This is a genomic window from Streptomyces sp. NPDC020898 (genome assembly GCF_044333925.1).
GTDB lineage: Bacteria > Actinomycetota > Actinomycetes > Streptomycetales > Streptomycetaceae > Streptomyces.
The window spans coordinates 184,321-210,653 of sequence record NZ_JBIRRV010000006.1 but is presented as its reverse complement, the minus strand read 5'-3'; the positions used below and the strand labels follow the sequence as shown (position 1 = coordinate 210,653).

General features: G+C 71.4%; 21 protein-coding genes, 1 tRNA gene and 1 pseudogene. 17 read left to right on the top strand and 6 right to left on the bottom strand.

Annotated elements, in window-relative coordinates:
- Nucleotides 1–70: 70 nt before the first annotated feature.
- From ACH4TV_RS20835 to ACH4TV_RS20765, 15 genes are all read left to right on the top strand, one after another.
- Nucleotides 71–1,537 carry an adenylosuccinate lyase family protein gene (locus tag ACH4TV_RS20835; protein WP_398400099.1) on the top strand — a complete coding sequence of 489 codons (1,467 nt, stop codon included), beginning with the start codon at nucleotides 71–73 and terminating at the stop codon, nucleotides 1,535–1,537.
- Nucleotides 1,534–3,204, top strand: a complete 1,671-nt coding sequence (locus ACH4TV_RS20830) for a class I adenylate-forming enzyme family protein (protein WP_398400097.1) — start codon at nucleotides 1,534–1,536, stop codon at nucleotides 3,202–3,204. Before ACH4TV_RS20835 ends, ACH4TV_RS20830 begins: the two co-directional genes overlap by 4 nt.
- A gap of 69 nt (nucleotides 3,205–3,273) precedes the next feature.
- On the top strand, nucleotides 3,274–4,779 hold the full coding sequence (locus tag ACH4TV_RS20825; RefSeq protein ID WP_398400095.1) for a phytoene desaturase family protein: 1,506 nt from the start codon (nucleotides 3,274–3,276) through the stop codon (nucleotides 4,777–4,779).
- Between the two features lie 46 nt (nucleotides 4,780–4,825).
- The gene (locus tag ACH4TV_RS20820) at nucleotides 4,826–6,019 is read left to right on the top strand and encodes an FAD-binding oxidoreductase (protein ID WP_398400093.1); all 1,194 of its coding nucleotides are present in this window, start codon (nucleotides 4,826–4,828) and stop codon (nucleotides 6,017–6,019) included.
- Between the two features lie 242 nt (nucleotides 6,020–6,261).
- The gene (locus ACH4TV_RS20815) at nucleotides 6,262–6,465 is read left to right on the top strand and encodes an acyl carrier protein (RefSeq protein ID WP_398400091.1); all 204 of its coding nucleotides are present in this window, start codon (nucleotides 6,262–6,264) and stop codon (nucleotides 6,463–6,465) included.
- Nucleotides 6,466–6,476: 11 nt separating this feature from the next.
- Nucleotides 6,477–8,354, top strand: a complete 1,878-nt coding sequence (locus ACH4TV_RS20810; protein ID WP_398400089.1) for an FAD/NAD(P)-binding protein — start codon at nucleotides 6,477–6,479, stop codon at nucleotides 8,352–8,354.
- A gap of 68 nt (nucleotides 8,355–8,422) precedes the next feature.
- Nucleotides 8,423–9,658, top strand: coding sequence for an acyl-CoA dehydrogenase family protein (locus ACH4TV_RS20805; protein WP_398400087.1), 1,236 nt, complete (start codon nucleotides 8,423–8,425; stop codon nucleotides 9,656–9,658).
- Entirely contained in the window at nucleotides 9,658–10,728 is a 1,071-nt protein-coding gene (locus tag ACH4TV_RS20800) for a saccharopine dehydrogenase (RefSeq protein ID WP_398400085.1), read from the top strand. Before ACH4TV_RS20805 ends, ACH4TV_RS20800 begins: the two co-directional genes overlap by 1 nt.
- A complete protein-coding gene (locus tag ACH4TV_RS20795; RefSeq protein WP_398400083.1) occupies nucleotides 10,718–11,905 on the top strand; it encodes a saccharopine dehydrogenase family protein in 1,188 nt (395 codons plus the stop codon). Before ACH4TV_RS20800 ends, ACH4TV_RS20795 begins: the two co-directional genes overlap by 11 nt.
- A 143-nt stretch (nucleotides 11,906–12,048) precedes the next feature.
- Nucleotides 12,049–13,362 carry a lysine N(6)-hydroxylase/L-ornithine N(5)-oxygenase family protein gene (locus ACH4TV_RS20790; protein WP_398400081.1) on the top strand — a complete coding sequence of 438 codons (1,314 nt, stop codon included), beginning with the start codon at nucleotides 12,049–12,051 and terminating at the stop codon, nucleotides 13,360–13,362.
- The gene (locus tag ACH4TV_RS20785; RefSeq protein WP_398400080.1) at nucleotides 13,359–14,435 is read left to right on the top strand and encodes an NAD(P)/FAD-dependent oxidoreductase; all 1,077 of its coding nucleotides are present in this window, start codon (nucleotides 13,359–13,361) and stop codon (nucleotides 14,433–14,435) included. Before ACH4TV_RS20790 ends, ACH4TV_RS20785 begins: the two co-directional genes overlap by 4 nt.
- Nucleotides 14,432–16,459, top strand: coding sequence for a class I tRNA ligase family protein (locus ACH4TV_RS20780; RefSeq protein WP_398400078.1), 2,028 nt, complete (start codon nucleotides 14,432–14,434; stop codon nucleotides 16,457–16,459). The genes ACH4TV_RS20785 and ACH4TV_RS20780 overlap by 4 nt, the downstream gene beginning before the upstream one ends.
- A complete protein-coding gene (locus ACH4TV_RS20775; protein WP_398400076.1) occupies nucleotides 16,456–17,979 on the top strand; it encodes an AMP-binding protein in 1,524 nt (507 codons plus the stop codon). Before ACH4TV_RS20780 ends, ACH4TV_RS20775 begins: the two co-directional genes overlap by 4 nt.
- Complete coding sequence (locus ACH4TV_RS20770) at nucleotides 17,969–18,235, top strand: acyl carrier protein (protein ID WP_398400074.1); 267 nt, start codon at nucleotides 17,969–17,971, stop codon at nucleotides 18,233–18,235. Before ACH4TV_RS20775 ends, ACH4TV_RS20770 begins: the two co-directional genes overlap by 11 nt.
- A 3-nt stretch (nucleotides 18,236–18,238) precedes the next feature.
- Nucleotides 18,239–18,823 carry a GNAT family N-acetyltransferase gene (locus ACH4TV_RS20765; RefSeq protein ID WP_398400072.1) on the top strand — a complete coding sequence of 195 codons (585 nt, stop codon included), beginning with the start codon at nucleotides 18,239–18,241 and terminating at the stop codon, nucleotides 18,821–18,823.
- A gap of 89 nt (nucleotides 18,824–18,912) precedes the next feature.
- On the opposite strand, the gene ACH4TV_RS20760 is transcribed toward ACH4TV_RS20765, so the two are convergent.
- Nucleotides 18,913–18,986 (bottom strand) — tRNA-Pro (locus ACH4TV_RS20760).
- A 169-nt stretch (nucleotides 18,987–19,155) separates the two neighbouring features.
- Between ACH4TV_RS20760 and ACH4TV_RS20755 the strand changes: the two genes are divergently transcribed.
- Entirely contained in the window at nucleotides 19,156–19,680 is a 525-nt protein-coding gene (locus ACH4TV_RS20755) for an excalibur calcium-binding domain-containing protein (RefSeq protein ID WP_398400070.1), read from the top strand.
- A gap of 12 nt (nucleotides 19,681–19,692) precedes the next feature.
- On the opposite strand, the gene ACH4TV_RS20750 is transcribed toward ACH4TV_RS20755, so the two are convergent.
- The 5 genes from ACH4TV_RS20750 to ACH4TV_RS20730 form a co-directional block, all read right to left on the bottom strand.
- Nucleotides 19,693–20,505 (bottom strand): NPP1 family protein, encoded by an 813-nt coding sequence (locus ACH4TV_RS20750; protein ID WP_398400068.1) that lies wholly within the window; start codon nucleotides 20,503–20,505, stop codon nucleotides 19,693–19,695.
- Between the two features lie 84 nt (nucleotides 20,506–20,589).
- Nucleotides 20,590–21,501 (bottom strand): YceI family protein, encoded by a 912-nt coding sequence (locus ACH4TV_RS20745; protein ID WP_398400066.1) that lies wholly within the window; start codon nucleotides 21,499–21,501, stop codon nucleotides 20,590–20,592.
- Nucleotides 21,502–21,575: 74 nt separating this feature from the next.
- On the bottom strand, nucleotides 21,576–22,622 hold the full coding sequence (locus ACH4TV_RS20740) for a maleylacetate reductase (protein WP_398400721.1): 1,047 nt from the start codon (nucleotides 22,620–22,622) through the stop codon (nucleotides 21,576–21,578).
- Between the two features lie 35 nt (nucleotides 22,623–22,657).
- Entirely contained in the window at nucleotides 22,658–23,545 is an 888-nt protein-coding gene (locus ACH4TV_RS20735; protein WP_398400064.1) for an intradiol ring-cleavage dioxygenase, read from the bottom strand.
- 23 nt (nucleotides 23,546–23,568) lie between these two features.
- Nucleotides 23,569–25,308: an FAD-dependent oxidoreductase gene (locus ACH4TV_RS20730; protein ID WP_398400062.1), complete on the bottom strand. Its 1,740-nt coding sequence runs from the start codon at nucleotides 25,306–25,308 to the stop codon at nucleotides 23,569–23,571.
- Nucleotides 25,309–25,437: 129 nt separating this feature from the next.
- On the opposite strand from ACH4TV_RS20730, the pseudogene ACH4TV_RS20725 reads away from it, so the two are divergent.
- A pseudogene (locus ACH4TV_RS20725) lies at nucleotides 25,438–26,333 on the top strand (regulator); the annotation flags it as partial.

The following is a 26,333-nucleotide window of genomic DNA, read 5'->3' as shown; positions in this document are numbered from 1 at the left end:
CCCGGTGTCCGGATCGTGTCGTACGCACTCTTTCGGTGGCCCGAGTGCCGCCTGTGGTCAAGGAGTTGGGATGTTCTCTCAGGAAAGCCCACGGGCGGCCGGAACCGACTCGGGACTGCTGTCGCCCGTCTGGGCCGGCACCCCGGTCGAGGCGGTCGCCTCGGACGAGGCCTGGCTGGCGGCGATGGTCGAGTTCGAGGCGGCCCTCGCCACCGCCCAGGCGAAGCTCGGTGCGGTGCCGCCCGGTACGGCGGCGGCGATCCGTACGGCGGGGGGCGGGGGCGGGCTCGACCCCGTGGAGCTGGCGCGCCAGAGCAGGGAGGCCGCCAACCCCGTCGTCCCCTTCGTCAAGCGGCTGACCGAGCTGGTGGCGCAGACGGACCCGGAAGCGGCGGGATACGTGCACGCCGGGTCCACCAGCCAGGACGTCCTGGACTCCGCGACCATGTTGATCGCCACCCGGGCGCTCACGCTGGTGCGCGACGACCTGGTCCGGATCCGCGCCGCCCTCACCGCTCTCGCCCGCGACCACCGCTCCACCCCGGCCGTCGCCCGCACCCTCACCCAGCACGCGGTGCCCACCACGTTCGGGGTCAGGGCGGCCACCTGGCTCACCCTGGTCTGCGACGCCCACGACCGGGTGGACGCGCTGCTGGAGCGGGGGCTGCCCCTGTCGATGGGCGGCGCCGCGGGCACCCTCTCGGCCTACCACGACCAGTTGAGCACCGCCGGTGTCTCGGGGGACCACCCCGAGATGCTGCTCGCGGCGCTCGTCGCGGCCGGGCTGGGGCTCGCCCAGCCCACGCTTCCCTGGCACGCCGTCCGGACCCCGATCGCCGACCTGGCCGCCGTGCTGAGTTTCGTGGGCGGGGCCCTCGGCAAGTTCGCCGCGGACGTCCTGGTGCTGTCCCGGACCGAGATCGCCGAGGTGTCGGAGCCCGCCGCGGTGGGCCGGGGCCAGTCGTCCGCGATGCCGCAGAAGCGGAACCCCGTGCTGAGCACCCTGGTCGCGACGGCGGCACGGCAACTCCCGGTGTACGCGCTCGTGCTGGAGCAGTCGATGGTCGCCGAGGACGAGCGCTCCGCCGGGGCCTGGCACGCCGAGTGGCAGCCGCTGCGGGAGTGCCTGCGCCTCGCCTCGGGAGCGGCCCACACGGCCGCCGAACTCGCGGAGGGCCTGGTCGTCTCGGCCGCCCGCGTCCGGGTCAACCTGCTCCTCACCGGAAGCAGCCTGGTGGCCGAGCGGCTGGCCGTGGCGCTCGGCCCGGAACTGGGCCGCCAGCGCGCCAAGGAGGCCGTGACCCGCGCGGTGCGGGACACCGAGGCGGGGATGCCCGCCGCCGAGGCGCTGCGGCACGCCCTCAAGGAAGCCGGGCTCGGCGACGGGCCGTCCGCGGCCTTCGACCGGCTCGACGAACTGCTCGACCCGGAGCGTTACCTCGGCGCCGCCGAACCTCTTGTCGACCGTGCCGTGCACCGCGCGGGCGTGTCGGCCGAACCCATCACACCCTCGGAAGAACTGGAGACCGCCACATGATGATCAGCGAGGAACTCCGCCGAAGGATTCTCGACGACGGGGCGCTCGGTGCGGGCAACGTGCTGCACCGGCTGCCCCTGTACGGACGCTCCCCCGAAGACCAGGTGCTGTGGCTGGACGGCACCTGGCGCGCGCCCTCCGGCGACCACCCCGAGGTACTGACCCTGCGTGAGCTGGAGGAGGTCGTCGCGACCTACGCCGGCTTCTACCGCCGGGCCGGGGTGCGGGCCAAGGACGCGGTCGCCATCGTGACCACGTCGATCACGGACTTCGCGCTGAACCTGATGGCCCTCAGCAGCATCGGGGCGATCGCTTCCCTGGTGAACGCCAACATGCCCGTCGACGTGCGCCGCGAGTACATCCGCCGGCAGCAGGTAGCCGGCGTGATGACCCAGCAGCCGTGGCACAAGGAGCTGTTGAGGCACCTCGACGACGACATCCCGCCGAGGTTCGTCGCGCTCCAGTCCCAGATCACCCCGGACGACCGGGAGCACCGGCCGGCCAACTACCCGTTCCGCCACGCCCCGAACGACCCCATCCTGATCTCCCACTCCTCAGGCACCACGGGCATCCCCAAGTCGGCGTTCCACACCCACGAGACCCTGTTCCACGGGGCGCTCAGCCGGCTGTCGGACGGTCTGGACTGCAGCACCCGCAAGCGTCTGCTGGCGCTGCCGGGCCACCATGTCTCGGCGATGTCGAACACCCTGCTGGGCCTGCTCCTCGGCGCGCCGGTGGTGCACTTCACCGATCCCAGCGGCAAGGCGGTCCTGGACGGCATCGAGAAGTTCCGCCCGACCATCGTGTTCGGCTTCACGCACACTTTCATGGAGATGGCGGGCGAGAACCTGACGGACCGTGACCTCTCCTGTGTCGAGGGGTTCTACGCCTCCGGGGACGCCGCGCACGTGGTGCACATCAGGCGTCTGCTGGAGAAGGGCCAGCACCCGGTGACGGGCCGCGACCTCAAGCCGAAGATGGCTCCCGGCGCCATCTTCCTCGACATCTTCGGCTCGACCGAGATGGGCTATGTGCTCTTCGACTACGTCCACCGGGCCGGCGCTCCCGCCATGGGCCGCTGCATCGGCCGCCCGATGCGGTTCGCGCAGGCGGCGGTGGTGTCGGAGGACGGCGACGTCCTGCCGCCCGGCAAGGTCGGCCGGCTCGGGGTGCGCTCCAGGTCGCTCACACCGGGGTTCTGGAACGACAACGTCCGCTGGCACCAGCAGTGGCTCGGCGGCTATTTCCTCACCGGTGACCTGGTGTACCGCGACGGGGGCAACAACTTCTACCACCTGGACCGGACCACGGACGCCATCCGCACCAACGAGGGCTTCGTGTACAGCGCGTACACGGAGGAGCTGCTGCTGAGCGAGTACGCCGAGATCCGGGACTGCACGGTGGTCGGACTCGCCGACGAGGGCGTGCAGTTCGGCTGGGAGGACGAGGGCGTCGCGAAGACGTACATGCTGCTGAACCTCGTCGAGGGGGCGCTCCCGCCCGAGGACCCCACCGCCTGGGTGAACGCGGCGCTGACCAAGCACGGGCTGCCCGAGGTGGCGGGCGCCGTGGTCGTCGCCGAGGAGGCGATCCCGGTGGGCATCACCGGCAAGGTCCTCAAGCGGATCCTGCGCGAGCAGGCCAGGACGCTGGCCGTCGGAAGCTGACGCCGCTCACGACCCGGCCGGGTGGGCGGCCTGTTCCGCCCGCCCGGTCACCTCAGGAAGGAATGGACCATGAGCGTCGACTACGACGTGATCGTCATCGGTGCGGGCCTCGGCGGGCTGTCCGCCGCGACCACGCTGCAACGCGGGGGCATGCGCACGCTCCTGCTGGAGCGCCACAGCATCCCGGGTGGTGCCGCCACCTCGTTCGTCCGGGGCCGGTTCGAGTTCGAGGTGTCGCTGCACCAGCTCGGCGGCATGGGCGGCCACGAACCGCTGAAGGCGGTGCTGGACGAGCTGGACGTGACGCGAAGAGTGGAGTGGTTGGAGGACCGCGACCTGTGCCGGACGGTCGTACCCGGCAAGGTCGATGTGAAGCTGCCCCACGACTGGGAGCAGATGACGGACGTCCTCGACGGCCTCTGCCCCGGCAACCGCGACCGGATCGTCCGGTTCCTGGAGATCGTCCGGGAGACCGGGCTGTGGCAGCTGACCGCCCGGGTCAATCTGCACCGGATGAAGGAACAGCTGGAGTGGCTGACCGGCCTGCCCGACGTACGGCGCTACGCCCTGCGGACGTTCCGCGAGGTGCTGGACGAGTTCTTCACCGACGAACGCCTGAAGGTCGTGCTCTCGTCCTACTGGAGCTACAACGGCCAACTGCCGCACCGGATCGCGTTCGTGGACATGGCGCGGCTGCTGGCGCTGTACGTCGAGACCAAGCCGTACCAGGTCGTCGGCGGCAGCCAGGCCCTCTCCTCGGCGCTCGTGGAGTCCTTCGAGGAGGCCGGCGGCACGATCCGGCTCAACACGAACGTCGGGAAGATCCTCACCCGGGACGGCAAGGCGGTCGGGGTCCGGCTGGAGGACGGCGAGAGCTTCTCCTGCGAGCTCGTGGTCTCCAACGCCCCGTCGACGACCACCTACACGCGGCTGCTCGACGACCCGTCGGTCGTCCCGGCCGACACGCTGGCCGATCTGCGCTCCCGGCGCCTCGGCTCGTCGGCCACCTGTCTCTTCCTCGGCGTGGACGCGACGGCGGAGGAGCTCGGCTTCAGCACGGCGACGACGTTCCTCTCGGCCGGCCTCGACGACGAGGCCGTGGTCCGGGGGGCGTACTCGCTGGACGAGCCCTGCCCCTTCATGATCGCGACCTGCTACGACGTCCAGTCGACCGGCTTCGCGCCGAGCGGCGGCGCCCAGGTGGTGCTGTCGTCGATCCAGTACTCCGAGCCGTGGGAGTCGCTCGCTCCCCAGGACTACGCCCGGGCGAAGGCGGCCTACGCGGAGTCCCAACTCGACCTGGTGGAGTCCCTCGTGCCGGGCATCCGGGACGTGATCGAGGAGGCCGAGCTCGCCACCCCGCTGACCTTCAAGCGCTACACCAACCAGCCCGGCGGAGCCATCTACGGCTTCGACCAGGACATCACCGACAGCTGGCTGTTCCACGACGACGACCTCAAGCAGAACGTGCCGGGCCTGCTCCTCACCAGCAACTGGACGACGGCCGGCGGCTACAACTCGACCCTGGTGACCGCCGCCCGGCGGTGCCAGCGAGTGCTGGCAGCGGGCCAATGACCTCCCTGACCCCTGACCCCTGACCCCTGACAAAGCGGAGTGGGACATGACAGACACGCCATACATGCCGTCGGTCAATCCGTTGGCCCGTCTGCTCGAAGGGGCGGACGACGTCGTCGAGCGGCTCAAGCGGCACGCCGAGACCCAGGGAGAGCACCCCGCCGACGCGCGGGCGGAGGTCGAGCCGTACCACCCGAGGAAGATCGAGCTGGCGGTCGCGGAGGTGATCGAGGAGACCGTCACGACCAAGACGTTCCGGCTGCGCCACCCGGACGGCGAGCGGCTGGCGCCGTTCCGTGCCGGGCAGTACATCAGTCTCGATGTGCGGGTCGGCGACGTCGTGACGAACCGGGCCTTCTCCATCTCGTCCAGCCCCACGAAGCGCGAGTACTACGACCTCACCGTGCGCCGCCTGCCGGGCGGACTGGTCAGCAACTACCTGATGGACGATGTCGTCGTGGGCGACCGGTTCACCAGCGGGGGGCCGATGGGCACGTTCTGCCACGACCCGCTGTTCCACGGCGACGACATCGTCTTCCTCGCCGGCGGCTCCGGGGTCGCGCCGGCGATGAGCCTGATCCGCGAGATCGTCGACCTGGGGCTGCCCCGCCGGATGACCCTGCTCTACGGCTCCCGGCGCTCGGACGACATCATCTTCCGCGACGAACTCGACGCCGTCGCCCGGCGGCACCCGAACATCGTCGTGCACCATGTCCTCGCCGAGGCCGAACCCGACTGGACGGGCGCGGTCAAGCCGCTCGACGCCAGGCTGATCGACAAGCTGGCCGGCCCGCTGGCCGGGCGGATGACGTACATGTGCGGACCGGCGTACAAGTACCCGTATCTCATCGATGAGTTGGAGTCGCTGGGGCACCCCGGACGACGTATCCGCAAGGAGGCCAACTACATCGCCGTGGCGCCGCCGGACGATCCGCGGTGGCCGGCCGGTCTCGACACCGAGGAAGAGGTCACCGTCAGCGTCCGGGGCCGCAAGAGCTTCCGGATGCCGCGCGGCCGGGAGCTGATCTACGCGCTGGAGGACAACGGGATGCCGCCCGAGGCGTCGTGCCGCTCCGGCGAGTGCGGTGACTGCCGCGTCAAGATCTGCTCCGGCGAGGTCTTCCACGCCGAGGAGGCCAGGCTGCGTATGTCCGACCCGAAGTTCGGCTACGCGCATTCCTGCGTCGCCTATCCGCTCACCGACATCGAAGTCGAATTCCAGCCCGGGACCGGTTTCTAGTCGAACGGTCCGGAATTACGGAAAACAATCGCACACCTCTTGGCAGTCGCTCCGGAATATGATGTGCTATAGATGCACATTCTCCGGCCGTTCCGGCCGACTGGCGGAATACTCCGCACTCCCCCTCCCCGCTCGTTCCAGGCGAAATGCCAAAGCGCCCTCGCGCGCCCCGAAACACCCCACAGGAGGTTAGTCAGATGTCATCTGACCTGCGAGAAGTCATGGTCGACACACTTCGCAACATGAACTTCGAAGTGGACGCGGTAACCGACGAGACGCCGCTCGGAGACGGCGGACTCGAATTGGAGTCGCTTTCCCTTGCCGAACTCGTCATGCAGCTGGACAGCTTCGGGGTGGAATTCTCCGACGAGGAGATGGAGAAGCTGACGGCCATGACCTTCGGTGAATTCGCCCAGGAGGCGAACCGCCGCGCCACGGGGAAGTAACGGTCCCGACCATGTCCTGGCGTTCGTCTCGTGCGGGCGGACCGGAAGAAGGAGATGTGACCTTGCCACAGCCGACCAGGGCGATGTGCGTCGTGGGAGCTGGTCCGCGAGGCCTCGCCGTCCTCGAACGGTTATGCGCCAATCACACCGACGGGCGCCGGCTACTGGTCCACGTGGTCGACCCGTACCCTCCGGGGCCCGGGCGCACGTGGCGCACCAGGCAGTCCCACCATCTGCTCATGAACACGGTGACCTCCCAGGTCAGCCAGTTCACCGACGACAGCGTCACCTGCTCGGGCCCGGTCCGGCCGGGTCCCAGCCTCTACGAATGGCTCGGGCAGGCCGGACCGGAGGACCTCGGGCCCGACGACTACCCGTCCCGCGCCCAGTACGGCCGCTATCTGGAATGGGTGTTCCAGCACATCGTCGCGAACGCCCCCGACAGCATCCGCGTCGTCGTCCACCACGCCATGGCGGTGGCGCTGGACGACGACGCGACCGGCCAGACCCTCACCCTCGACGACGGCACCCGGCTGGCGGGCCTGGACGCCGTGGTGCTGTCGCTCGGGCACGGACCCAACGAACCCACCGCCGAGGAACAGGAGTTCACGGCGTACGCCGCGCGCAACGGACTGCGCTACGTCTCCCCCGGCAACCCGGCCGACGTCGACCTCGACGACATCAAACCGGGTGAGGCCGTCGCCGTCCGAGGGCTCGGGCTGGCGTTCTTCGACGTCCTGTCCCTGCTGACCGAGGGGCGCGGCGGCAAGTTCCTCGCCGCCCCCGGAGGCCTGCTGTACCTCCCCTCCGGCCACGAACCCGTGCTGTACACGGGGTCCCGTCGCGGGGTGCCCTACCAGGCACGCGGCGAGAACCAGAAGGGACCCTCCGGCCGGCACGAGCCCCTGTTCCTGACCCTGGACGCGGTCCGCCGCATACGGGCCACCCCGGGCGCCACCTTCCGGCGCGACGTGTGGCCGCTGCTGGACGCGGAGGTGCGCGCGGTCCACCACCACGCGCTCGTCGCGCAGCGCACCGACCACCGCACCGCCGGCCGTTTCCGCGCCGAGTATCTGGCCGCCGCCCCCGGGCCCGGCCGTACCGCGGTACTGCGCCGGTTCGGTCTGACCGAGCGGGACGAGTGGAGCTGGGAGCGCATCGAACGCCCTTGGGGGCAAAGGGAGTTCACCGACCGCGCGGACTTCAACCGGTGGCTGCTCGGTTATCTGCGCGAGGACGCCCGCCAGGCCGGCGGCGGCAACGTGGACGACCCCGTCAAGGCGGCCCTGGACGTCCTGCGCGACCTGCGCAACGAGGTCCGCCTGGCCGTCGACCACGCCGGGATCACCGGGACGTCCTACCGCGACGAGGTGGTGGGCTGGTTCACCCCGCTCAACGCGTATCTGTCCATCGGCCCGCCGCGGTCCCGCATCGAGGAGATGACCGCGCTCATCGAGTGCGGCCTGCTCCAGGTCATGGGCCCGCGCACCCGGGTCCGTCCGGCCCCCGGCGGCAAGGGCTTCCTCATCGGCTCCGCCGCGATCGCCGGGCCGGAGGTCCGCACCGGCACGCTGATCGAGGCGCGCATCCCGGAGCCGGACCTGCGCCGCAGCACCAACCCGCTGCTGCGTCAGCTGCTCGCCACCGGACAGTGCCGGCCGTACCGCATCCCCGATCCCGAAGGCCCGTACGAGAGCGGCGGCCTGGACGTCACCGCGCGGCCGTACCGCGTGGTGAACGCCTCGGGTGTGCCCCACCCGCGTCGCTTCGCCTACGGCGTGCCCACCGAGTCCGTGCACTGGGCCACCGCCGCCGGCATCCGGCCCGGAGTCGGCTCGGTGATCCTGGAGGACGCGGACGCCATCGCCCGGGCGGTGCTGGCCCCATGACGGCACGACAGCAGAGCCGCTCCTCTCCCCCGTCCTCATCCGCCCGGAATCCGCACGGAGTCACCCCAGTGGACACGAGCACGAGCTTCGACCCCGAAATACTTCATCTCCCCTTCTACGACGACGGACACCGCCGGTTCGCGCACCAGATCGGCGTCTGGTGCGACAGCTACGGCGAACTCTGGGACACCGTCCGCCGGATGCCCCCGGACGAGGCCGGGCGCCGCCTGGTCGAACTGCTCGGCGAGGACGGCTGGCTCACCGGGCTCGACCCGGCCGCCGGCCCGCACGATCTGCCCACCGACTTCCGCGCCCTGTGCCTGGCCCGGGAGGCGCTGGCCTACACCGAGGACCTGGCGGACTTCGCCTACTCCATCCAGTCCCTGTCGGCCACCCCGATCATCCGGTTCGGCGACGAGGAGCAGCAGCGGCGCTATCTGCCGGGCATGGCCAAGGGCCTGGTCGTCGGCGCCTTCGCGGTCTCCGAGAAGGCGGCGGGCTCCGAGGTCGCGGCGATCGGGCTCGACGCCCGCAGGACCGGGGACGGCGGCTACGTCCTCAACGGCGGCAAGGCGTGGATCGCGCACGCCACCATCGCCGATCTGTACGTCGTGATCGCCCGCACCGGGGAAGGGCCGGGCCCACTCGGGCTGACGGCCTTCCTCGTCCCCGCCGACACGCCCGGGGTACGGGTGGAGCGGATCGACGCCGTCGCGCCCCGCTCCTTCGGGCATCTGGTCTTCGAGGACTGCCGGGTGCCCGCCGGGGCCGTCCTCGGCCGGCCGGGCAAGGGCTTCGTCGTCGCCGTCGACCTGCTCGAACGGTTCCGGATGACGGTCGGCGCCGCCGCCCTGGGTTTCGCCCGCCGGGCCGCCGACACCGCGCTGGCACACACCAGGAACCGGGATGCCTACGGCGGCACGCTGTTCGACCTCCAGCTGGTGAAGGCCTCGCTGGCCGACATGGAGGTCCAGCTCAACGCCGCCGCGCTGCTGACGGCGCGGGCCGCCTGGGAGTGCGACCGGGGCAGCCGCGGCTACGCCCGGCACTCCAACATCGCCAAGGTGTACGCGACGGAGGCCGCTCAGGCCGTCGTCGACGCGTCGGTCCAGCTGTCCGGCGCGGCCGGGGTGGTCCGCGGCGGTGTCACGGAACGCCTCTACCGGCAGATCCGCTCCCTGCGCATCTACGAGGGCAGCACCGATGTGCTGCGGCTCGCCATCGCCGACTCCCTGGACGTACGACGTGCCGCCCGTGCCGGTCGCCCCACCGGGGAACGGCCCAGTGCAGAGGAGCTCCGCTGATGCCGGCCCCGCCCCGCCTGTGGCTGCGGCACGAGAGCCGGACCACCGAACGCCGGGCACCGCTCGTGCCCGAGGACGCCGCGCGCCTGGTGCGCCAGGGCGTCGGCATCACCGTCGAGGAGTCCCCCCAGCGGGCCTTCCCGCTCGACGGGTACGTCCGCGCGGGCTGTGCCACCGCACCGGCGGGCAGCTGGGCGGAGGCACCCGGGGACCACTACGTCCTGGGGCTGAAGGAGTTGCCCGCCGAACCGCGTGCACTGCGCCACCGGCACATCTCCTTCGGCCACGCCTACAAGGGCCAGTCGGGCGCCGGGGAACTGCTGGGCCGGTTCGCGGCGGGCGGCGGCGCGCTGCTGGACCTGGAGTACCTGGTGGACACCGGCGGCCGCCGGCTGGCCGCGTTCGGCTACTGGGCCGGCTACCTGGGCGCGGCGCTCGCCGTACTGCACCGGCGCGGGATGCTCGAAACACCGCTGCGCCCGCTGGACCGGCCGGGCTGGGACGCTCTGCTCCGGGCCGGCGCAGGCGGCGACGCGCTGGTGATCGGGGCGCTGGGCCGCAGCGGCCGAGGAGCGTGCGACGCGCTGGAGGCCGCCGGGATCAGCCCGGTCCGCTGGGATCTGGCTCAGACCCGGGTGCTGGACCGGGCCGCCCTCCGGGGCCACGACATCCTCGTCAACACCGTGCTGGTGACCCGGCCGGTGCCCCCGTTCCTCACCCACGCCGACCTGGACGCCCCGGGGCGCCGCCTCTCCGTCGTCGCGGACGTGACCTGCGACGTGGACTCGGAGTGCAACGTGCTGCCGGTCTGCGACGCCGTCACCGACTGGGATCGACCCGTCCGGCGGCTGCGGGGCGGTGACCGACCGGTGGATGTCATCGCCGTGGACAATCTCCCCGCCCTGCTGCCGGTCGAGTCGAGCCGGGCCTTCTCGGCCGAGCTGTGGCCGCAGTTGCTGCGCCTGGGGGATGGCGCCGGAGCCTGGGTGCGCTGTCTGCGTGCCTTCGCCGGGGCGGCCGGTCCGCGCGCGGCGCGGGCCCATGCCGAGGAGGCGGCCCATGTCCGCTGACCGAACCGTCCCCGCGAGCGGCACCGTCCACTGGATCGGCACCGGGCTGTCCACCGGCCGCAGCGGACTCGGTGTGCTGGTCGACCGCGCCGAGCGGCTGGTGGTGTGGGACCGCACCGCCGAGCGGGCCGAACTCCGGCTCGCCGCCGTGGGGTTGGCCGGCCGGGCGGAGATCCGCGCCCTGGACCGGGGCGCGCTGGAGGCCGAGGTGCGCGTCGGCGACGTGGTCGTCTCCATGCTGCCCGCGACCGAGCATCCGGCTCTGCTGCGGCTGGCCGTTGCCCGGCGGGCCCACTTCGCCTGCACCAGCTACACCACCGGGGAACTGGAGGAGCAGGCGGAAGCAGCGGCCGGGGCCGGCGTCGTCGTCCTCACCGAGGCGGGTCTCGACCCGGGGATCGACCATCTGATGGCCCATCTGCTGGTCGCGCGGGCCCGGCAGGAGGTCGGCGACAGCGCGGCGTCGGTCGCGTTCACCTCGTACTGCGGCGGCATCCCGGCGGTGCCCAACGAGTTCCGCTACCGGTTCAGCTGGGCGCCGTACGGCGTACTGGCCGCACTCGGCTCGCCGGCGCGGTACATCGAGGGGGGCCGGCCGCGCACGGCCCGGCATCCGTGGCGGGCGGCTCGCCCGCTGGTTCTCGCCGGGGAGGCGTTCGAGGTCTACCCCAACCGGGACAGCCTGCCGTTCGTCGCCCAGTACGGCGTCCCGGCCGGCTGGCGGCTGGAGACGTTCGTCCGGGGAACGCTGCGCAACGCGGGCTGGCGGGCCGCCTGGGCCGAGGTCTTCGACACCGTCCTGACCGATGACGAGACTCACATCAGGGCGCTGGCCAAGGAGTTGGCGGCCCGGTATCCGACCACAGCGGCCGACCGGGACCGTGTGGTGCTCTCGGTCGGTCTGACCGTCCGGGAGGCCGACGGCGCCGTCCGTTGGCAGGGGACCCAGCTGCTGGACGTCACGGGGGACGAGGCGGAGAGCGCCATGGCCCGCTGTGTCTCGCTGCCGCTCGCCCACGGGGTGACCCGCGTCCTCGACGGCGCGCTGTCCGCGGGTCTCTGCCGCGCGGCCGGCTCCGCCGACGAGGCGGCGCGCCGGCTGGACTTCCTGGGCGGCCACGGTGTGCGCGCCGCCTTCGACCAGAACCCGTCCGGCTCACCGGAAGGCCGGTCATGACTGCTGGAGCACCACCGCACCCTCCGCACGGCCCACCGCGCGAACAACCGCTCGGTGCGCGTCCGGCGGCCCGTCGGACACCTCACCCGATCCGCATCAGCCCCTCATCGAGCGCGGGGACCCGCCCAAAGGAGAAGCCCGACATGGTGCATGAGCCAACTCGCTCCGGCGCGGAGCACTACCGCTGCCTGGGAGTCGGCGTAGGACCGGCCAACCTGAGTCTGGCGTCCCTGCTGCACACGCGGCCGGACGTCGTCAGTCTCTTCCTCGACCGGAAGGACTCCTTCAGCTGGCACGACGGTCAGCAGCTGCCCGGAAACACCCTCCAGGTCTCCCTGTTCAAGGACCTGGTGACGCTGGCCGACCCCAGGAACCCGTTCTCCTTCCTGTCCTATCTGCACGACCACGGCCGGCTGTACCACTTCCTCAACGCCCAGTTCGACGCCGTACCCCGGGTGGAGTTCCGCAACTACCTGGCCTGGGCCAGCCGTTGCAACGAGAACATCGTCTTCGGCGAGACGGTGTGCGAGGTCTCCTTCGACAACGTGTTCACGGTGCGCACGGACCGGCGGACGGTCACCGCGGACAACGTGGTCGTCGGCGTGGGCAGCCAGCCCTGGGTGCCGTCCCAGGTCCGCGGCAAACTGGGGCCCACCCAGTTCCACGTCAGCGACTACCTGGGCACGGCCGCCGATCTGGGCGGCAAGCGGGTGGTGGTGATCGGCGGCGGGCAGTCCGGGGCCGAGGCCTTCCTCGACCTGATCTCCCAGCCCGGCGACGCGCTGCCCCGCAGGGTCTCGTGGATCTCCCGGCGGGCCAACTACTTCCCGATCGACGACACGCCGTTCACCAACGACTACTACATGCCCTCGTACGCGGACTACTTCTTCGATCTGGACCGCGAGGCCCGGCAGTCGTTCAACCGGCAGAACATCCTCTCCAGCGACGGCATCTCGGAGAGCACCCTGCACGACATCTACCAACGCGCCTATCTGCACCGCTTCGTGGAGGGCAACGTCGACCTGGTGGGCCTGTACCCCAACCGTGACGTGACCGAGGTCAGCACCGGGGTGTACGGCGGCTGGCAGGTGTCCGCGCGGCACAACGACCATCCGGGGTCGACGGAGCTGTTCGAGGCGGACATCGTGATCTGGGCGACGGGTTTCCGGCCGACCCGGATGGACTTCCTCGACCCGATCGCCGACCGGCTGGAGCGGGACGGCGACGAGTTCCGTATCGACGAGGACTACGCCGTGCACTGGGACGGGCCGGACGACCGCCGGGTCTTCGTGCAGAACGCCGCCCGCGGCCAGCGCGGCCTCGCCGACCCGAACCTCAGCCTCAACGCCTGGCGCAGCCAGCGGATCGCCGACCGGCTCAGCAAGGTGTCGAGCAACGAGCAGTTGCCCTCGTTCATCGAGTGGTCGGCCAAACCCCGGGCCGGGAGGAGCACATGACGACGGGCCCAGACCGCGAGACCGTGGTGGTCGGTGCCGGGATACTCGGGTGCCTGATCGCGCGGGAGATCCTGGCCGCCGACCCCGGCGCCCGGGTGACGGTGCTCGACCGCGACCTGGTGGCCGGCGGAGCCACCCGCCGGTCGGCCGGCCTGCACTTCCCGCGCGGCTCGACGCCCGTGGTCCGCGCCATGGCGGCCGAGAGCCAGCGCTACTACGCCGAACTCGCCGCCGCCCGCCCGGAGCTGCCGATCCATCGGCTGGGCATGACCGTGATCGCACCCGAGCGGACCGAGCCGAGGCTGCGCGAGGTGTATCTGCCCGAGGCGGATCTGCGGCGCGCCTTCGAGGTGCCGACAGTCGTGACAAGACTGCCGGAGGGTACGGCCGCCTGGTCCGGGGACGGCTGCCAGTACGCGGACGTACCCGCTCTCACCCAGGCCCTCGCCGCCGAGTTGCGGCCGAGGGCGGAGTTCCTGGAGGGGGTGACGGTGACCGATGTGGCCTCGGACGCGGACGGGGTCCGGCTGACCCTGGGCACCGGTGTCACCCTCACCGCCGCACGGGCCGTACTGGCGCCCGGGCCCTGGCTCGCCGCCAAGGCGTGGCATCACCTCGTGGAACCCCTCGGGGCCCGGGTCAAGAAGATCGTGGCCCTCCACATCGAGCAGCCCCCGACCCCCGACGACGGTGCGGTCGTCCTCCAGGAGGAGGACGCCTTCCTGCTGCCGTACCGGCACCGGGGCCACTGGCTGTTCAGCTACACGTGCACGGAGTGGGACGTCGACCCCGACGCCGTCGACCCGGGCCTCACCCCCGCCCACTGCGAACAGGCCCGCGAAGTGCTGGACCACTACGCACCCGGGCCGGCCGACCGCTGTGTCTCGGGCCGGGTCTTCTGCGACGCGTACGCCCCCGGCGGGGCACCGCTGGTCCGCCCGCTGACCGACGACGGGCGCCTGGTGTTCGCGGGCGCTGCCGGGGGCTCGGGGTACCGCCTCGCACCGGCCGTCGCGCGGGAGACCGTCCGTCTGCTGTCCGCGCAGCCCTCGTCCCGGAAGGACACGACATGATCATCAGCAGCTACGATCCGCGCGCCCTCCATCAGGCCTTCGGTATCGGCATGAGCGATGTCGAGGGCCTGGGGGTGGGCGCCGGCTGGGGGCGGGTCGCCCCGGGCCGGGCGTCGGCCGGCCATCAGCACGACGAGACCGAGTTCTTCGTCATCGTCGCGGGCCAGGGCGAGTTCGTCGTGGACGGCAACCGTCACCCCGCCGGGCCGGGCGTGCTGGCGCTCTTCGAGCCCTTCGAATCGCATGTGCTGGAGAACACCGGCGACACCGACCTCGTCTTCCTCACCCAGTACTGGCGCGACCCGGTCCGGGCCCTCAAGTCCGCAGGAAACGAGGAGCGGTTGGCCTTCGGCGACCGCCCGGTCTTCGTCTTCTCCACCCCGCCGACACCCAACGGCGACCTGCACCTCGGGCATCTGTCCGGCCCGTATCTGGGCGCCGACGCGTTCGTCCGGTTCCAGCGGATGAACGGCACCGAGGCCTGGCATCTCACGGGCAGCGACGACTACCAGAGCTATGTGGTGGGCGCCGCCCGCCAGGAGGGCCGCGAGCCCGCCGAGACCGCCGCCCACTACGGCGCCGAGATCGCGCGGACGCTCGCGCTGATGGACATCATGCCGGACCAGTTCACGGTGACCGACGCGGATCCCGGTTACCCGGACGGCCTGCGGGACTTCTTCTCCCGGGTGGTCGACTCGGGGTGGGTCACCGTCACCGAGCGGGACGCGCTCTTCGACGCGGAGAGCGGCCGGTACCTGTACGAGGTGGACGTCAAGGGGGGCTGCCCCGGCTGCGGCCGCGGCACCAGCGGCAACATCTGCGAGGAGTGCGGAGAGCCCAACACGGTGGTGGATCTGGCGGAGCCGAGGTCCACCGGCTCGGCCGCCGAGCCGCGGCGCGCGCCACTGGCCCGCTGGTCACTGCCGCTGCACATGTTCCGCGACGAGGTCACCGCCCACCACAGCCTCGGCCGGGTCCCGTCCCGGCTGCGGGAACTCGGCGAACGGCTCTTCGCCCGCCCCGACCTGGACATCCCCATCAGCCACCCGTCCTCGTGGGGCGTCGCCCCGGCGGAGACGGACGTCGACGGGCAGGTCATCTGGGTCTGGCCCGAGATGTCGTACGGCTTCCTGCACGGCATCCAGGAGCTGGGGCAGCGCCTGGGCAAGGGCTGGAAGGCCGCGGCACCGGAGCAGGACTGGAAGATCGTCCACTTCTTCGGCTACGACAACAGCTTCTACCACTCCGTGCTCTACCCGGTGCTGTACCGGCTGGCCCATCCCGACTGGCAGCCGGACATCGACTACCACGTCAACGAGTTCTATCTGCTGGAGGGCGAGAAGTTCTCGACCAGCCGGCGTCACGCCATCTGGGGCAAGGAGATCCTGAACCGGGACTCCGTCGACGCCGTCCGGTACTTCCTCTCCCGCACCCGGCCCGAGGGCGAGCGCACCAACTTCCGGCGCGCGGCCTTCGAGGCGGCCCTCGACGACACCCTGATCGGCACCTGGCAGGAGTGGCTGCACGACCTGGGCGCCCGGGTCACCAAGCGGTACGACGGCCAGGCGCCCGACGCGGGCAACTGGACGCCGGAGCACTCGGCGTTCCTCGCCCGGCTGGGCGCCCGGCTCGCCGCCGTCACCGGCAGTCTGCGCGCGGACGGCTTCTCCCTGAACCAGGCCGCTGCGGAACTCGACGGGCTGATCGAGGACACGCTCCGTTTCTCCCGCCAGGAGGCCCGCACCGCACAGACCGCGGGCTGGCAGGACGAGGCCCGCACCGCGATCGCCCTGGAGCTGGCCGCGGCCCGCCTCCTCGCGCACATCGCCACGCCCGTGATGCCCCGCTTCGCCGGCCGGCTGGCCACGGCGCTCGGCCTGCCGGAGCCCACCGAGTGGCCGGACACGGTGGAACTCGTCGCCCCGGGCAGCGAGATCCGGCTCGGCGACACCGTGTTCTTCAAGCCGTTCCCCGAGCCCGACGGCCGGCCGGCGAGCGACGCACCGCAGGAGAGGAAGCGATGACGGACGACACCCTCGGCCGGCTCGTCCGCGCCGAACCGGCCGCCGGGCACATCTCCTTCGCCGGCCTGCAGGGTACGCGGACCATGACCCTGTCCGACCTGTACCGGCGCTCCGGCCGGGTGGCCTGGTGGCTGCTCGAACGCGGGGTGCGTCCCGGCGACCGGATCGGCATCCTCGCGGCCAACAGCCTGGAGTGGGTGCTGCTCGACCTGGCGGCCCTCCGGCTGAAAGCCGAGACTGCCGGGCTGGAGCCGGGCAAGTTCGCGCCCACCGCCGAACCGATGCGCCGGTACGACCTCAAGCTGCTGTTCACCGACCGGCCCGCCGACGCGCCCGGCACCGTGCCCATGAGCGAGGTGACGGAGGTGGCCGAACGGGAGGGTCCCGACGGGCCGCCGCTGCCGCCGGTGAGCTGGGGCCCCAAGGACGTCACCACCGTCAAGTTCACCTCCGGCAGCACCGGGGAACCCAAGGGCCTCGGCGCCACCGCGGGCAGCATCGACAGCTCACTGCGTGCCGTACAGGAGATCTTCGAACACGGGCCGGGCGACGACCTGTTCGTGTTCCTTCCCCTCTCCCTCCTCCAACAGCGCTACTGGGTGTACTCGGCGTTGCTGCACGGCCACGACGTCACCGTCAGCACCTACGAGGCGGCGTTCGCGGCGCTGCGCCGGGTGCGGCCGACGGTGGTGATGGGGGTGCCGGCCTTCTACGAGACGGCCAGGCGCCAGATCGAGTCGCGGCTGCGCCGGGCGGGGCCGGACCGGTCCCTGGAGCAGGTGGCACAGACCGTGTTCGGCGACCGCGTCCGGTACCTGTGGACCGGGTCGGCGCCGGCGGCTCCGAGCATGCTGCGCTTCTTCGACGAGGCCGGACTGCCCATCTACGAGGGCTACGGGCTCAACGAGACGTGCATCGTCACCAAGAACCATCCCAAGGCCCACCGCGAGGGCAGCGTCGGTCAGGTGCTGCGCGGCAAGGAGGTGCTGATCGGCGAGGACGGCGCCATCAGCATCCGCAGCGAACACCCCGTCAACGACCACTACGCCTACGCCGGGCCCGGCAACTCCGAGCGGGTCTTCGGCCCGGACGGCACCGTCCGGACCGGCGATCTCGGTCATCTCGACGAGGACGGCTTCCTCTTCGTCCGTGGCCGGGCCGACGACGTCATCGTCCTGGACAACGGCAAGAAGGTCGTCGTCCGGCCGATCGAGGAGCACATGAAGGCCGATCCGGCGATCGCCGAGTGCGTCCTGTTCTGCCCCGGACAGACCGAGCTGGTGGCCGTGGTCTCCCCCGCGTCGGTGCCCCCCGACCGGGAGGCGATCGCCGCCCGGCTCGCTCTCACCAACGCCTCGCTGACCGCGGACGAGCGGATCGGCCGGGCCGTCGTCGCCGAGGAGCCGTTCACGATCGACAACGGCCTGCTCACCTCGCAGTACAAGCCGAAGCGGCAGCAGATCCTCGCCGCCCACCACGATGCCGTCCACGACCCCGAGGAGGGAATGCATGCTGCCTGAGCTGGAATCCGCGGCCCGCGAACAGTTCTCCGCCGTCCTGACCCACGAGGTCGACCCGGTGGCCCTGGACCTCGACGCCGACATGGCCGGCCAGTACGCGCTGACCTCTCTCAACAAGGTGCTCTTCCTGACCGAGTTGTGCGAGAGCACCAAGGTCGACCTCGCCCACTTCACGGAGGACGACCTGGCCGGGATGCGGACTCTGCGCGATGTCACCGAAGCCCTCGCCCGGCACGCGAGCCCCATGGGAACCTGAGACATGACCTGGGCAGAGAACGCGTCGACAGTCCTGGAGAACGAGCACGTCGAGCTCCATCCGGTCACCGAGGCCGACCGTGAGGGGGTGCGAGCAGTCGCCATGGACCCGCACATCTGGCGGTACTTCGTGGCGGCCGTGGAGAACGAGGCGGACTTCAAGGTGTTCTTCGACACCTGCCTCGCCGACCAGGCCGCCGGCCGCCGGTTCGTGTTCGTCGTCACCGACAAGGCATCCGGCCGCATCGCCGGGAGCATGAGCTACGGCAACATGGCCGAGGCCGACGCCCGGCTGGAGATCGGCTGGTCCTGGCTGGGCCGCGACTTCCGCGGCAAGGGCGTCAACCGCTGGGCGAAGTACCTGCTCCTTGAGCACGCCTTCGAGCAACTCGGCGCACAGCGCGTCGAGTTCAAGACCGACATCCTCAACGAACAGGCACGGCACGGTCTGCGCAACATCGGCGCGGTCGAGGAAGGCACCCTGCGCAGCTTCAACTACATGCCCGGCGGCCGACGCCGCGACGCCATCTTCTACAGCGTCCTGCGCGCCGAATGGCCCCAGGTGAAACAGCGCCTGACCACCGGCTAGGACCTGTCCCAGGCATCGACGACCGGACAACGATCAAGAGGCCGTTACGGATCACTCCGTAACGGCCTCTGATCTGCGACTCCTTCGAGTCGGGACGACAGGATTTGAACCTGCGACCCCTTGACCCCCAGTCAAGTGCGCTACCAAGCTGCGCCACGTCCCGGTGTACCGATCCCGCGGTTGCCCCGCGTGATCGCACAGACAAACCCTACCGCACACACGCCCCTGCTTCCGAGCGGTCACGGAACGGTCACCGAGGCACCAAGGACCACTTACCGCCCCATCCACCGCACTACCGTCGTCCCACCTGAAACACAACAGGGGGGACGATCATGAGCAACCCGTACACCACTGGCGGCAACGTACCGCCGGCATCGGGTCCAATACCGGCGCCGGCGCCGGACCGCCGGACCCCGAGATGGGCCCGCAAGAGATTCGTCCTGCCGGCTCTGGGGCTCGCGTTCTTCATCGGCATCGGCGCAGGTGCCGGGGAGGACAAGACCGAGCCGGCGTCGGCCGACCCGCGGCCCACCACGACCGTCACGGCCACGACCACGGCAACCGCCACGGTCACCGCCACGACGACTGCCGCGGCCGCGGCCGCGCCCGAACCCGCCCCCACGGTCACGGTGTTGGCGACGAGGACCGTGACGGCCGAACCCGCGGTCGACACCGGCACAGGCTCCGGCTCGGACTCCGGTTCCGACGGTGGCTCCGGCTCCGGCTCCGGTGACGAGGACGTGTACTACGCCAACTGCTCGGCAGCCCGCGCGGCCGGTGCCGCCCCGGTCCATGTCGGCGACCCCGGCTACGGCCGGCATCTCGACCGGGACGGCGACGGCACCGGCTGCGAGTGACCGGTCCGGGCGTCAGGCGTTCGGGTCGAACGCGATGCCCGCCGGCTTGGCCGCCGCCAGGTGGGAGGTGAAGCTGCCGTCCTTGAGGCCGAAGTGGGCGCTCCCCCAGTTGGCGGCGGTCAGAGCGTCGCGGATGCCTGCCGGGTAGCCGTTCCAGCCGACCAGTGCCGGGAACTGCCAGGTTCCCTCGTGGTTCTCCGGCGGCTCGTCGGCGGCGGTCGCGAGGCGGAAGCAGTGCGTGCTGATGCCGTCCTTGTGGTAGACGATCTTGGGGTGGGTGCCGTCCCAGCGGACCTGGTTCCGGGCGTGGATGCTGAAGCTGCCGTGGTTGGAGGTCGACACGTACTGCGCCACGTCGCCCTGCACCCACACCACCACGTGCTCCCAGTCGTGCCGGTGCCCGCCGATGCTGCTGCCCGGGAGGGCCTGGTCCTTCTCGAAGTAGAGGCCGTAGACGATCGCGCACCAGCCGTTGTTGCACTTGTAACGGGAGTAGCCATTGGTGTTGTCGAGGTCGGAGGCGTCACGGCACTGCCCGTTGAGGGCGCCGGTCGGACTGAGCCCGCCGTTGAGGGTGCCCGTGGGACCGATGGCGGGGGTGGAGTAGCAGCCGTCCGTGTCGTAGTCGTAGGCCGGCTGGTACGTCTGCTCGGTGCTGTCCGCGTTGGCCGGCAGGGCCGAGGGCGGGGCGGCGAGGGCGGTGCCGGGAAAGGCGACGACGAGGGCGACCGCACTGCCGATGACGAGCGAGACTCTTCGGATGCGCGTGCGTCTCTTCGCCGGAGCAGCTTGAGCAGCTTGATCAGCCGGAGCGACTGGGGTCACGGGGGCCTCCTGATCGATGACGTCCCGGCAGGAACGGGAACGGGGCTCGGTCAGATTGGCATGCCCATATCACGCTCGATCGAGTCACTCGGGAGGCGTCGGCGTGTCGTGCGTCCTGTACATCGCCTGTATGTCCAGCTCCAGTTGGACCGTCGGACCGACCACCGCGATGCCCCTGGCCAGCATGGAACGCCAGTTGAGGGTGTAGTCCTCGCGGTGCAGTTCCGCTCGGGCGAGGGCCGCGCAGCGCAACTCCTCGCCGTAGCCGCCGTTGACCGACCCCAGGTAGGTCGTGTCCAGCGACATCGAGCGGCTCACTCCGTGCATCGAGAGCGAGCCCTGTACCACCCACTTGGCACCGGCCCGGTAGGAGAAACGCGAGCTCACGAAGTCGATGTACGGAAAGCGCTCGACGTCCAGGAAGTCCGCCGACCGCAGATGGTTGTCCCGCGTCCGGTTTCCGGTCGTGATGCTCGACGCGTCGATACGGACCTGCACCCGGGACTCGATCATTGACCGCGCCACCTGGATGCCGCCCTCGAACCGCTCGAAGCGACCGTGCACCTTGCCCATTCCGACGTGCTTGGCGATGAACCGGATCGCGGTGTGCGGCGGGTCGAACAGCCAGGTGCCGGGCACCGGCAGGTCCAGCGGCCGGGCCGGCTCCAACTGGACGCGCTGCGCCGGGAGCATCACACCGTCGAGGAGATCGACCGTCTCGCGGTACGGGGTCAGCCCCTCGGCCGCGACCATCACGCTGTAGCGGCCCGCCGGCAGCACCGCGAGGAAGTAGCCGTACGGGTCCGTCGTACCGCGTGCCAACACCTGGTGGGCGCCGGCCGCGCTCACCGTCACATCGGCGCCGCCCATCGGCTGGCCCAGCGGGTCGAGAACCTCGCACCTGAGGCCGCCGGCGCCGGACGGCAGGGAGAGCGAGAGGCCCGCGCGACCGGGGACGCCTTGGGGCCGCAGGCGCCTGAACAGTGCGAGGGTCATGGGGTTGCTGCCTTTCTGTTGTTCTGCTTTTCCTCGGTACGTCGGTACGTCGGTACGTCGGTACCTCGGTTGCCTCAGTCCGTCGGCTCGGGCGGCGCGCCCCGGTACGCCGCCCGCAGCACGCCGAGCACTCCCTCGGGGGTGACCTCGCGCGGGTTGGCGTACGGCTGCTGCCCGGTGACCTGGGCCGCCGCCGTCGTCACCTGGGCCTCGGTCAGGCCGAGTTCGGCGAGGGAGCGCGGGGCGCCGAGGCGTCCGGCCAGCTCCCACAGGGCAGTTGGGGCATCCGAGACGGCTCCCAGGGCCCGGGCGACGGCGTCGGCCGCGTCCGCTGCGGCGGGGGCGTTGTAGGCCAGGGCGTACGGCAGGACGACCGTGTGGGTCTCGGCGTGCGGCAGGCCGAAGGTGCCGCCGAGGACATGGCACAGCTTGTGGTGCAGGCCCATCGTGGTGGCGCCGAGGCAGGATCCGCACAGCCACGCCCCGTACAGGGCCCGGCCGCGCGCGTCGAGGGACGCGGGATCGGCGGCCACGTCCGGGAGCGCCTCGGCCATCGCCCGTACGCCCTCCCGCGCCATCAGGGAGACGAGCGGTGACGCGTCGGGGGCGTACAGCGCCTCCACCGCGTGCGCGATCGCGTTGATACCGCTGGTCACCGAGAGAGGGACGGGCAGAGAGAGAGTCAGTTCGGGGTCGTACACGACACTGCGCGGGAGGACGGTCCGGTCGCGGCCGGTGCGTTTCACGCCCTGCTCGGTCAGGCCCCAGACGGGGGTCATCTCCGAACCGGAGTAGGTGGAGGGCACGGCGATCAGCGGCAGCCCGGTGCGCAGCGCGATCGCCTTGCCAAGTCCGATCGCCGAACCGCCGCCGACCGCCACACACCCGTCGGCGCCCACCGCGAGCGCCACCTCGACGGCACGGTCGGCGACATCGACGGGTACGTGCATCCGCGCCCCGTCGTGCAGTCCGGCGAGCGCCGGTCCGAGCGAGTCGGCGACCGCCTGTGCGGTGTCCTTCCCGCGCGCCCCGCACACCACCAACAGCCGTCGCAGACCGAGCCGTTCGGCCTCCCCGGCCGTCGCGGTCACGGCGGCGCCGGCCCGTAGCACGACCCGCATCGGCTGGGCCGCGTACACGAAGTCCGTCGCGGTGCTCACGACTTCTCCAGCACGAGATCGAAGCGCGCGTGACGGAAGGGGTTCGGGAGGCCGAACTCCCTTGCCAGGGACGGGTCGTCGTTCTCGGTGAAGTCCTGGACCAGGCTCTCCTTCACCGCGAACACGGCGTCCGAGTCCAGGTATTCGCTGCCCGCCACGAAGATGTGGGTGGTGACGGGCGCGTGACCGTCGGCCGTGGCGATGAAGTGGATGTGGGCGGGACGGTAGGGGTGACGGCCGGTGGCCCGGAGCAGCTCGCCGACCGGGCCGTCCGTCGGGATCGGGTACGGGCTCGGCACACAGGTGCGGAACCAGAAGCGGCCCTCCGCGTCCGCCGTGAAGAGCCCGCGGCCGTTGCCCGGCGGCTGGACGTCCGGCTGCTGGACGTCGTAGTAGCCCTCGGCGTTGGCCTGCCAGACGTCAAGTACCGCTCCGGGCAACGGAGTTCCGTCCCGGTCGAGCACCCGCCCGCTGACCGCGCACGGCTCGCCGGCGCCCACCAGGTCGATGTCGGCGCCGAGTTCGCGTACCGGCGACTCGGTCATGTGGAAGGGGCCGAGCACGGTCGACTCGGTGGCGCCCGGGTCGCGGTGGCCGTTGAGGGTCTCCACGAGCATCGAGACGCCGAGGACGTCCGACAGGAGGATGAACTCCTGCCGGGTGTCGGTGCACATCTGCCCGGTCGCTGTCAGGAAGCCGATGGCCCGCTCCCACTCCTCGATCGTCGGCTCGGTCTCCCGTACGAAGGCGTGAAGGTGCCGGGTGAGGGCGGTGAGCAGTTCGCGCAGGCGTGGGTCGGCGGTCCCGCTCAGGCTGTCGACGACGGCTTCGGTGACGGCGGTCGTGAATCCGGCGCCTTCACCCGTGCCCGTTTCAGTGGTCATTGCGCGCTCCTCGTACGGTCCCGTCAGGCATGTCCGAGGATCTGCCGCAGCGCGTCCGTGAGCAACTGTTCGGCGTTCTCGGCCGCTTCGGCGTGTCGGAAGGCGACGAACCCGTCCGGGCGTACGAGGAGTACGCCCGCGTCGGACACCTCGCTGAGGCCGGCCCAGTCGCCGTACGGGTCCTCGTACTCCTGGCCGGGGCCGACGACGACCGTGGCGATGTCGAGGGGCTGGGCCTTCGCCGCGCGCAGCCAGGCGTCGCCGCCGATGCCGGTGAGGAGGGTGAAGCGGCCCCGGCCCACGGTGTCGAGGGTGGACAGGGTGCGGGTGCCGGAGGTGAGCCAGGCGTGCGGGAGCCTGGCGCCGGGGCGGGTGGAGGGCTGGTGGTGCAGCTCGGGGTCGCGGGCGAAGCCGGGGTCGGGGGTGCCGTCGGGGACGATCGCGGCGGACTCGTAGCGCTGGTTGAGGTCGACTCCGTGGGCGTTGAACTCGTACACCTTGGCGGCGATCGCCTCGCGCAGCCGGGCGCGCTGCTTCGCGGCGGCCTCGGTGGCGTCCTTGCGGGCGGCGATGTTCGCCCACAGTTCGTCGGGGGTCTGCGGGGAGAGTCCGTCGAGCGCCTCGAAGACCGGGGCTGTCTCGGCGATGGACTTGTTGGCGCGGGTGACGATCTGCTTGCCGACGGGGGCGCGTTCGGCGGTGTAGCTGTCGAGCAGCGAGGGGGCGGCGACGCCGTCGAGGACCAGCTTCAGCTTCCAGGCCAGGTTGTAGGCGTCCTGGATGGAGGTGTTCGAGCCGAGCCCGTTGGACGGCGGGTGCCGGTGGACGGCGTCACCGGCACAGAACACGCGCCCGTTCGCGTACGTCTCGGCGTACATCTCGTTGACCGTCCAGGCCGAGGACGACTTGACGGTCACGGGGATGTCGTCGTCGCCGATGAGCCTGCGGACGACTCCCTCGGCGTACTCGGTGGTGAGGTCGGGGGCGCCGGCGCTCACGTCGTAGCCCCAGACGATCATCCACTCGTTCCAGGGGCGGACGTTGCGGACGAGCCCCGCGCCGATACCGCCGACGGTCGCGCCAGGGGCGAGAACCCAGTAGAGGGTGGAGGGGCGGTGGGCCGTGTACTTGGTGAGGTCGGCGTCGAAGACGATGTTGATGCTGCCGGCGACGCCCATCTGGCCACCCATGGGCAGTCCGGCGTCCTCGGCGACCTTCGAGCGACCTCCGTCGGCGCCGATCAGATAGCGGGCGCGGATCTCGTACGTGTCCCCGCGCAGCCGGTCGCGGACGGTGGCGGTGACACCGCCCGCATCCTGAGTGTGCGTCAGATACTCGGTCTGGAAACGGAGTTGGGCGCCTCGCGCGATCGCCGCGTCGACGAGGACCGGCTCCATCAGGTGCTGCGGCATGTCGCACATGCGGGTGGGGCTCGCCAGTTCGTGCGCGGCCTGGACGAGCGGGTCGTTGCCCCAGGAGCGGACCCGGCCCAGCTCCTCGCCGGCCAAGCTGGTGCAGAAGGTGGTGTTGCCCATCAGGTGCTGGGGCGTGGCCTTGGCGACCACGTCCGCCTCCACACCGAGGTCGCGCAGGACCTCCATCGTGCGCTGGTTGGTGATGTGCGCGCGGGGCGTGTCGGCGAGGCTCGCATACCGGGTGACGACGATGTTGGGCACGCCGTAGGTGCTCAGCGCGAGCGCGGCGGTCGCCCCCGCCGGGCCGCTGCCCACGATCAGTACGTCGGTGTCGACAACGGTGTGCACGGGTGACGCTCCAGATTCCGGACGGACTGCCGTCCATGATCGTGGAGCTGTACGGCGGTTTGTGGGTGTCTCAATACGAGACACCTCCACGACGGCCGCCGCACCCGGCCCGATACGGTGAGTGGCGCCATGACCACAGCCGAAGACACAGCCCAGGGCTCCCCCGCTCTCCTCCTGCTCAGTCAGGCACGCCAACGGTTCCTGACCGGGCGTCCGCTGCCCGACGACGTCCCGGACGAGGCCGTCGCCGCCTGGCGGCGCGCCCGCTTCCTCGGCGTACGGCACGACGAGCACGAGCACGCCACCGTCGACGGGCGGACGGCCGGGTCGGCGCTGCTGGGCGCGGCCCGGCCCGTCCTCGAACGGCTCGCCCCGGCGCTCGGCCGGTCCGCGCTGCTGCTCACCGACGAGCGGCTGCGGGTGCTGTGGGCCGGGGGCGGCATGCCCGGAGGCGAGTTGCGCCGCGATCTGGCCGAGCGGGAGGTCGGGCACAACAGCGCGGCGCTCGCCCTGCGCACCCGTCGGCGCGCCGAGGTGCACGGCCCCGAGCACTTCCTCGACGTGTGGCAGAACGTGTCCGCGGTCAGCGTGCCGGTGTGCGACCCGGAGTCCGGCCGCCCCCTCGGCACGGTCACGGTCGCCTCCGGTCTGTGCGCCGACGCGGGCCCGCATCCCGGCGCCGCCCTCGCGGAGGCAGCGGCGGCGGCGGTGGAGGCGCAACTGCTGGCCCGCTCCCGCACGGCGGAACGGACACTCCTCGACGCCTATGAACACGCGGTGCGCGGAACCGACGGCCAGGGCGGCGGGCGGGTACGCGCGGTGGTGGCCCTGGACGGGCAGAGCCGGCTGATCAGCGAGGCGGCGGTGCGGCTGGTCTCACCGCAGGTGCTGGAGTCACTGGAGCGGGGCGCACGAGCGCTGGCGGGTTCGGCGGGTTCGGCGGGTTCGGCGGGTTCGGCGGGTTCGGCGGGTTCGGCGGGTTCGGCGGGTTCGGCGGGTTCGGCGGGTTCGGCGGGTTCGGCGGG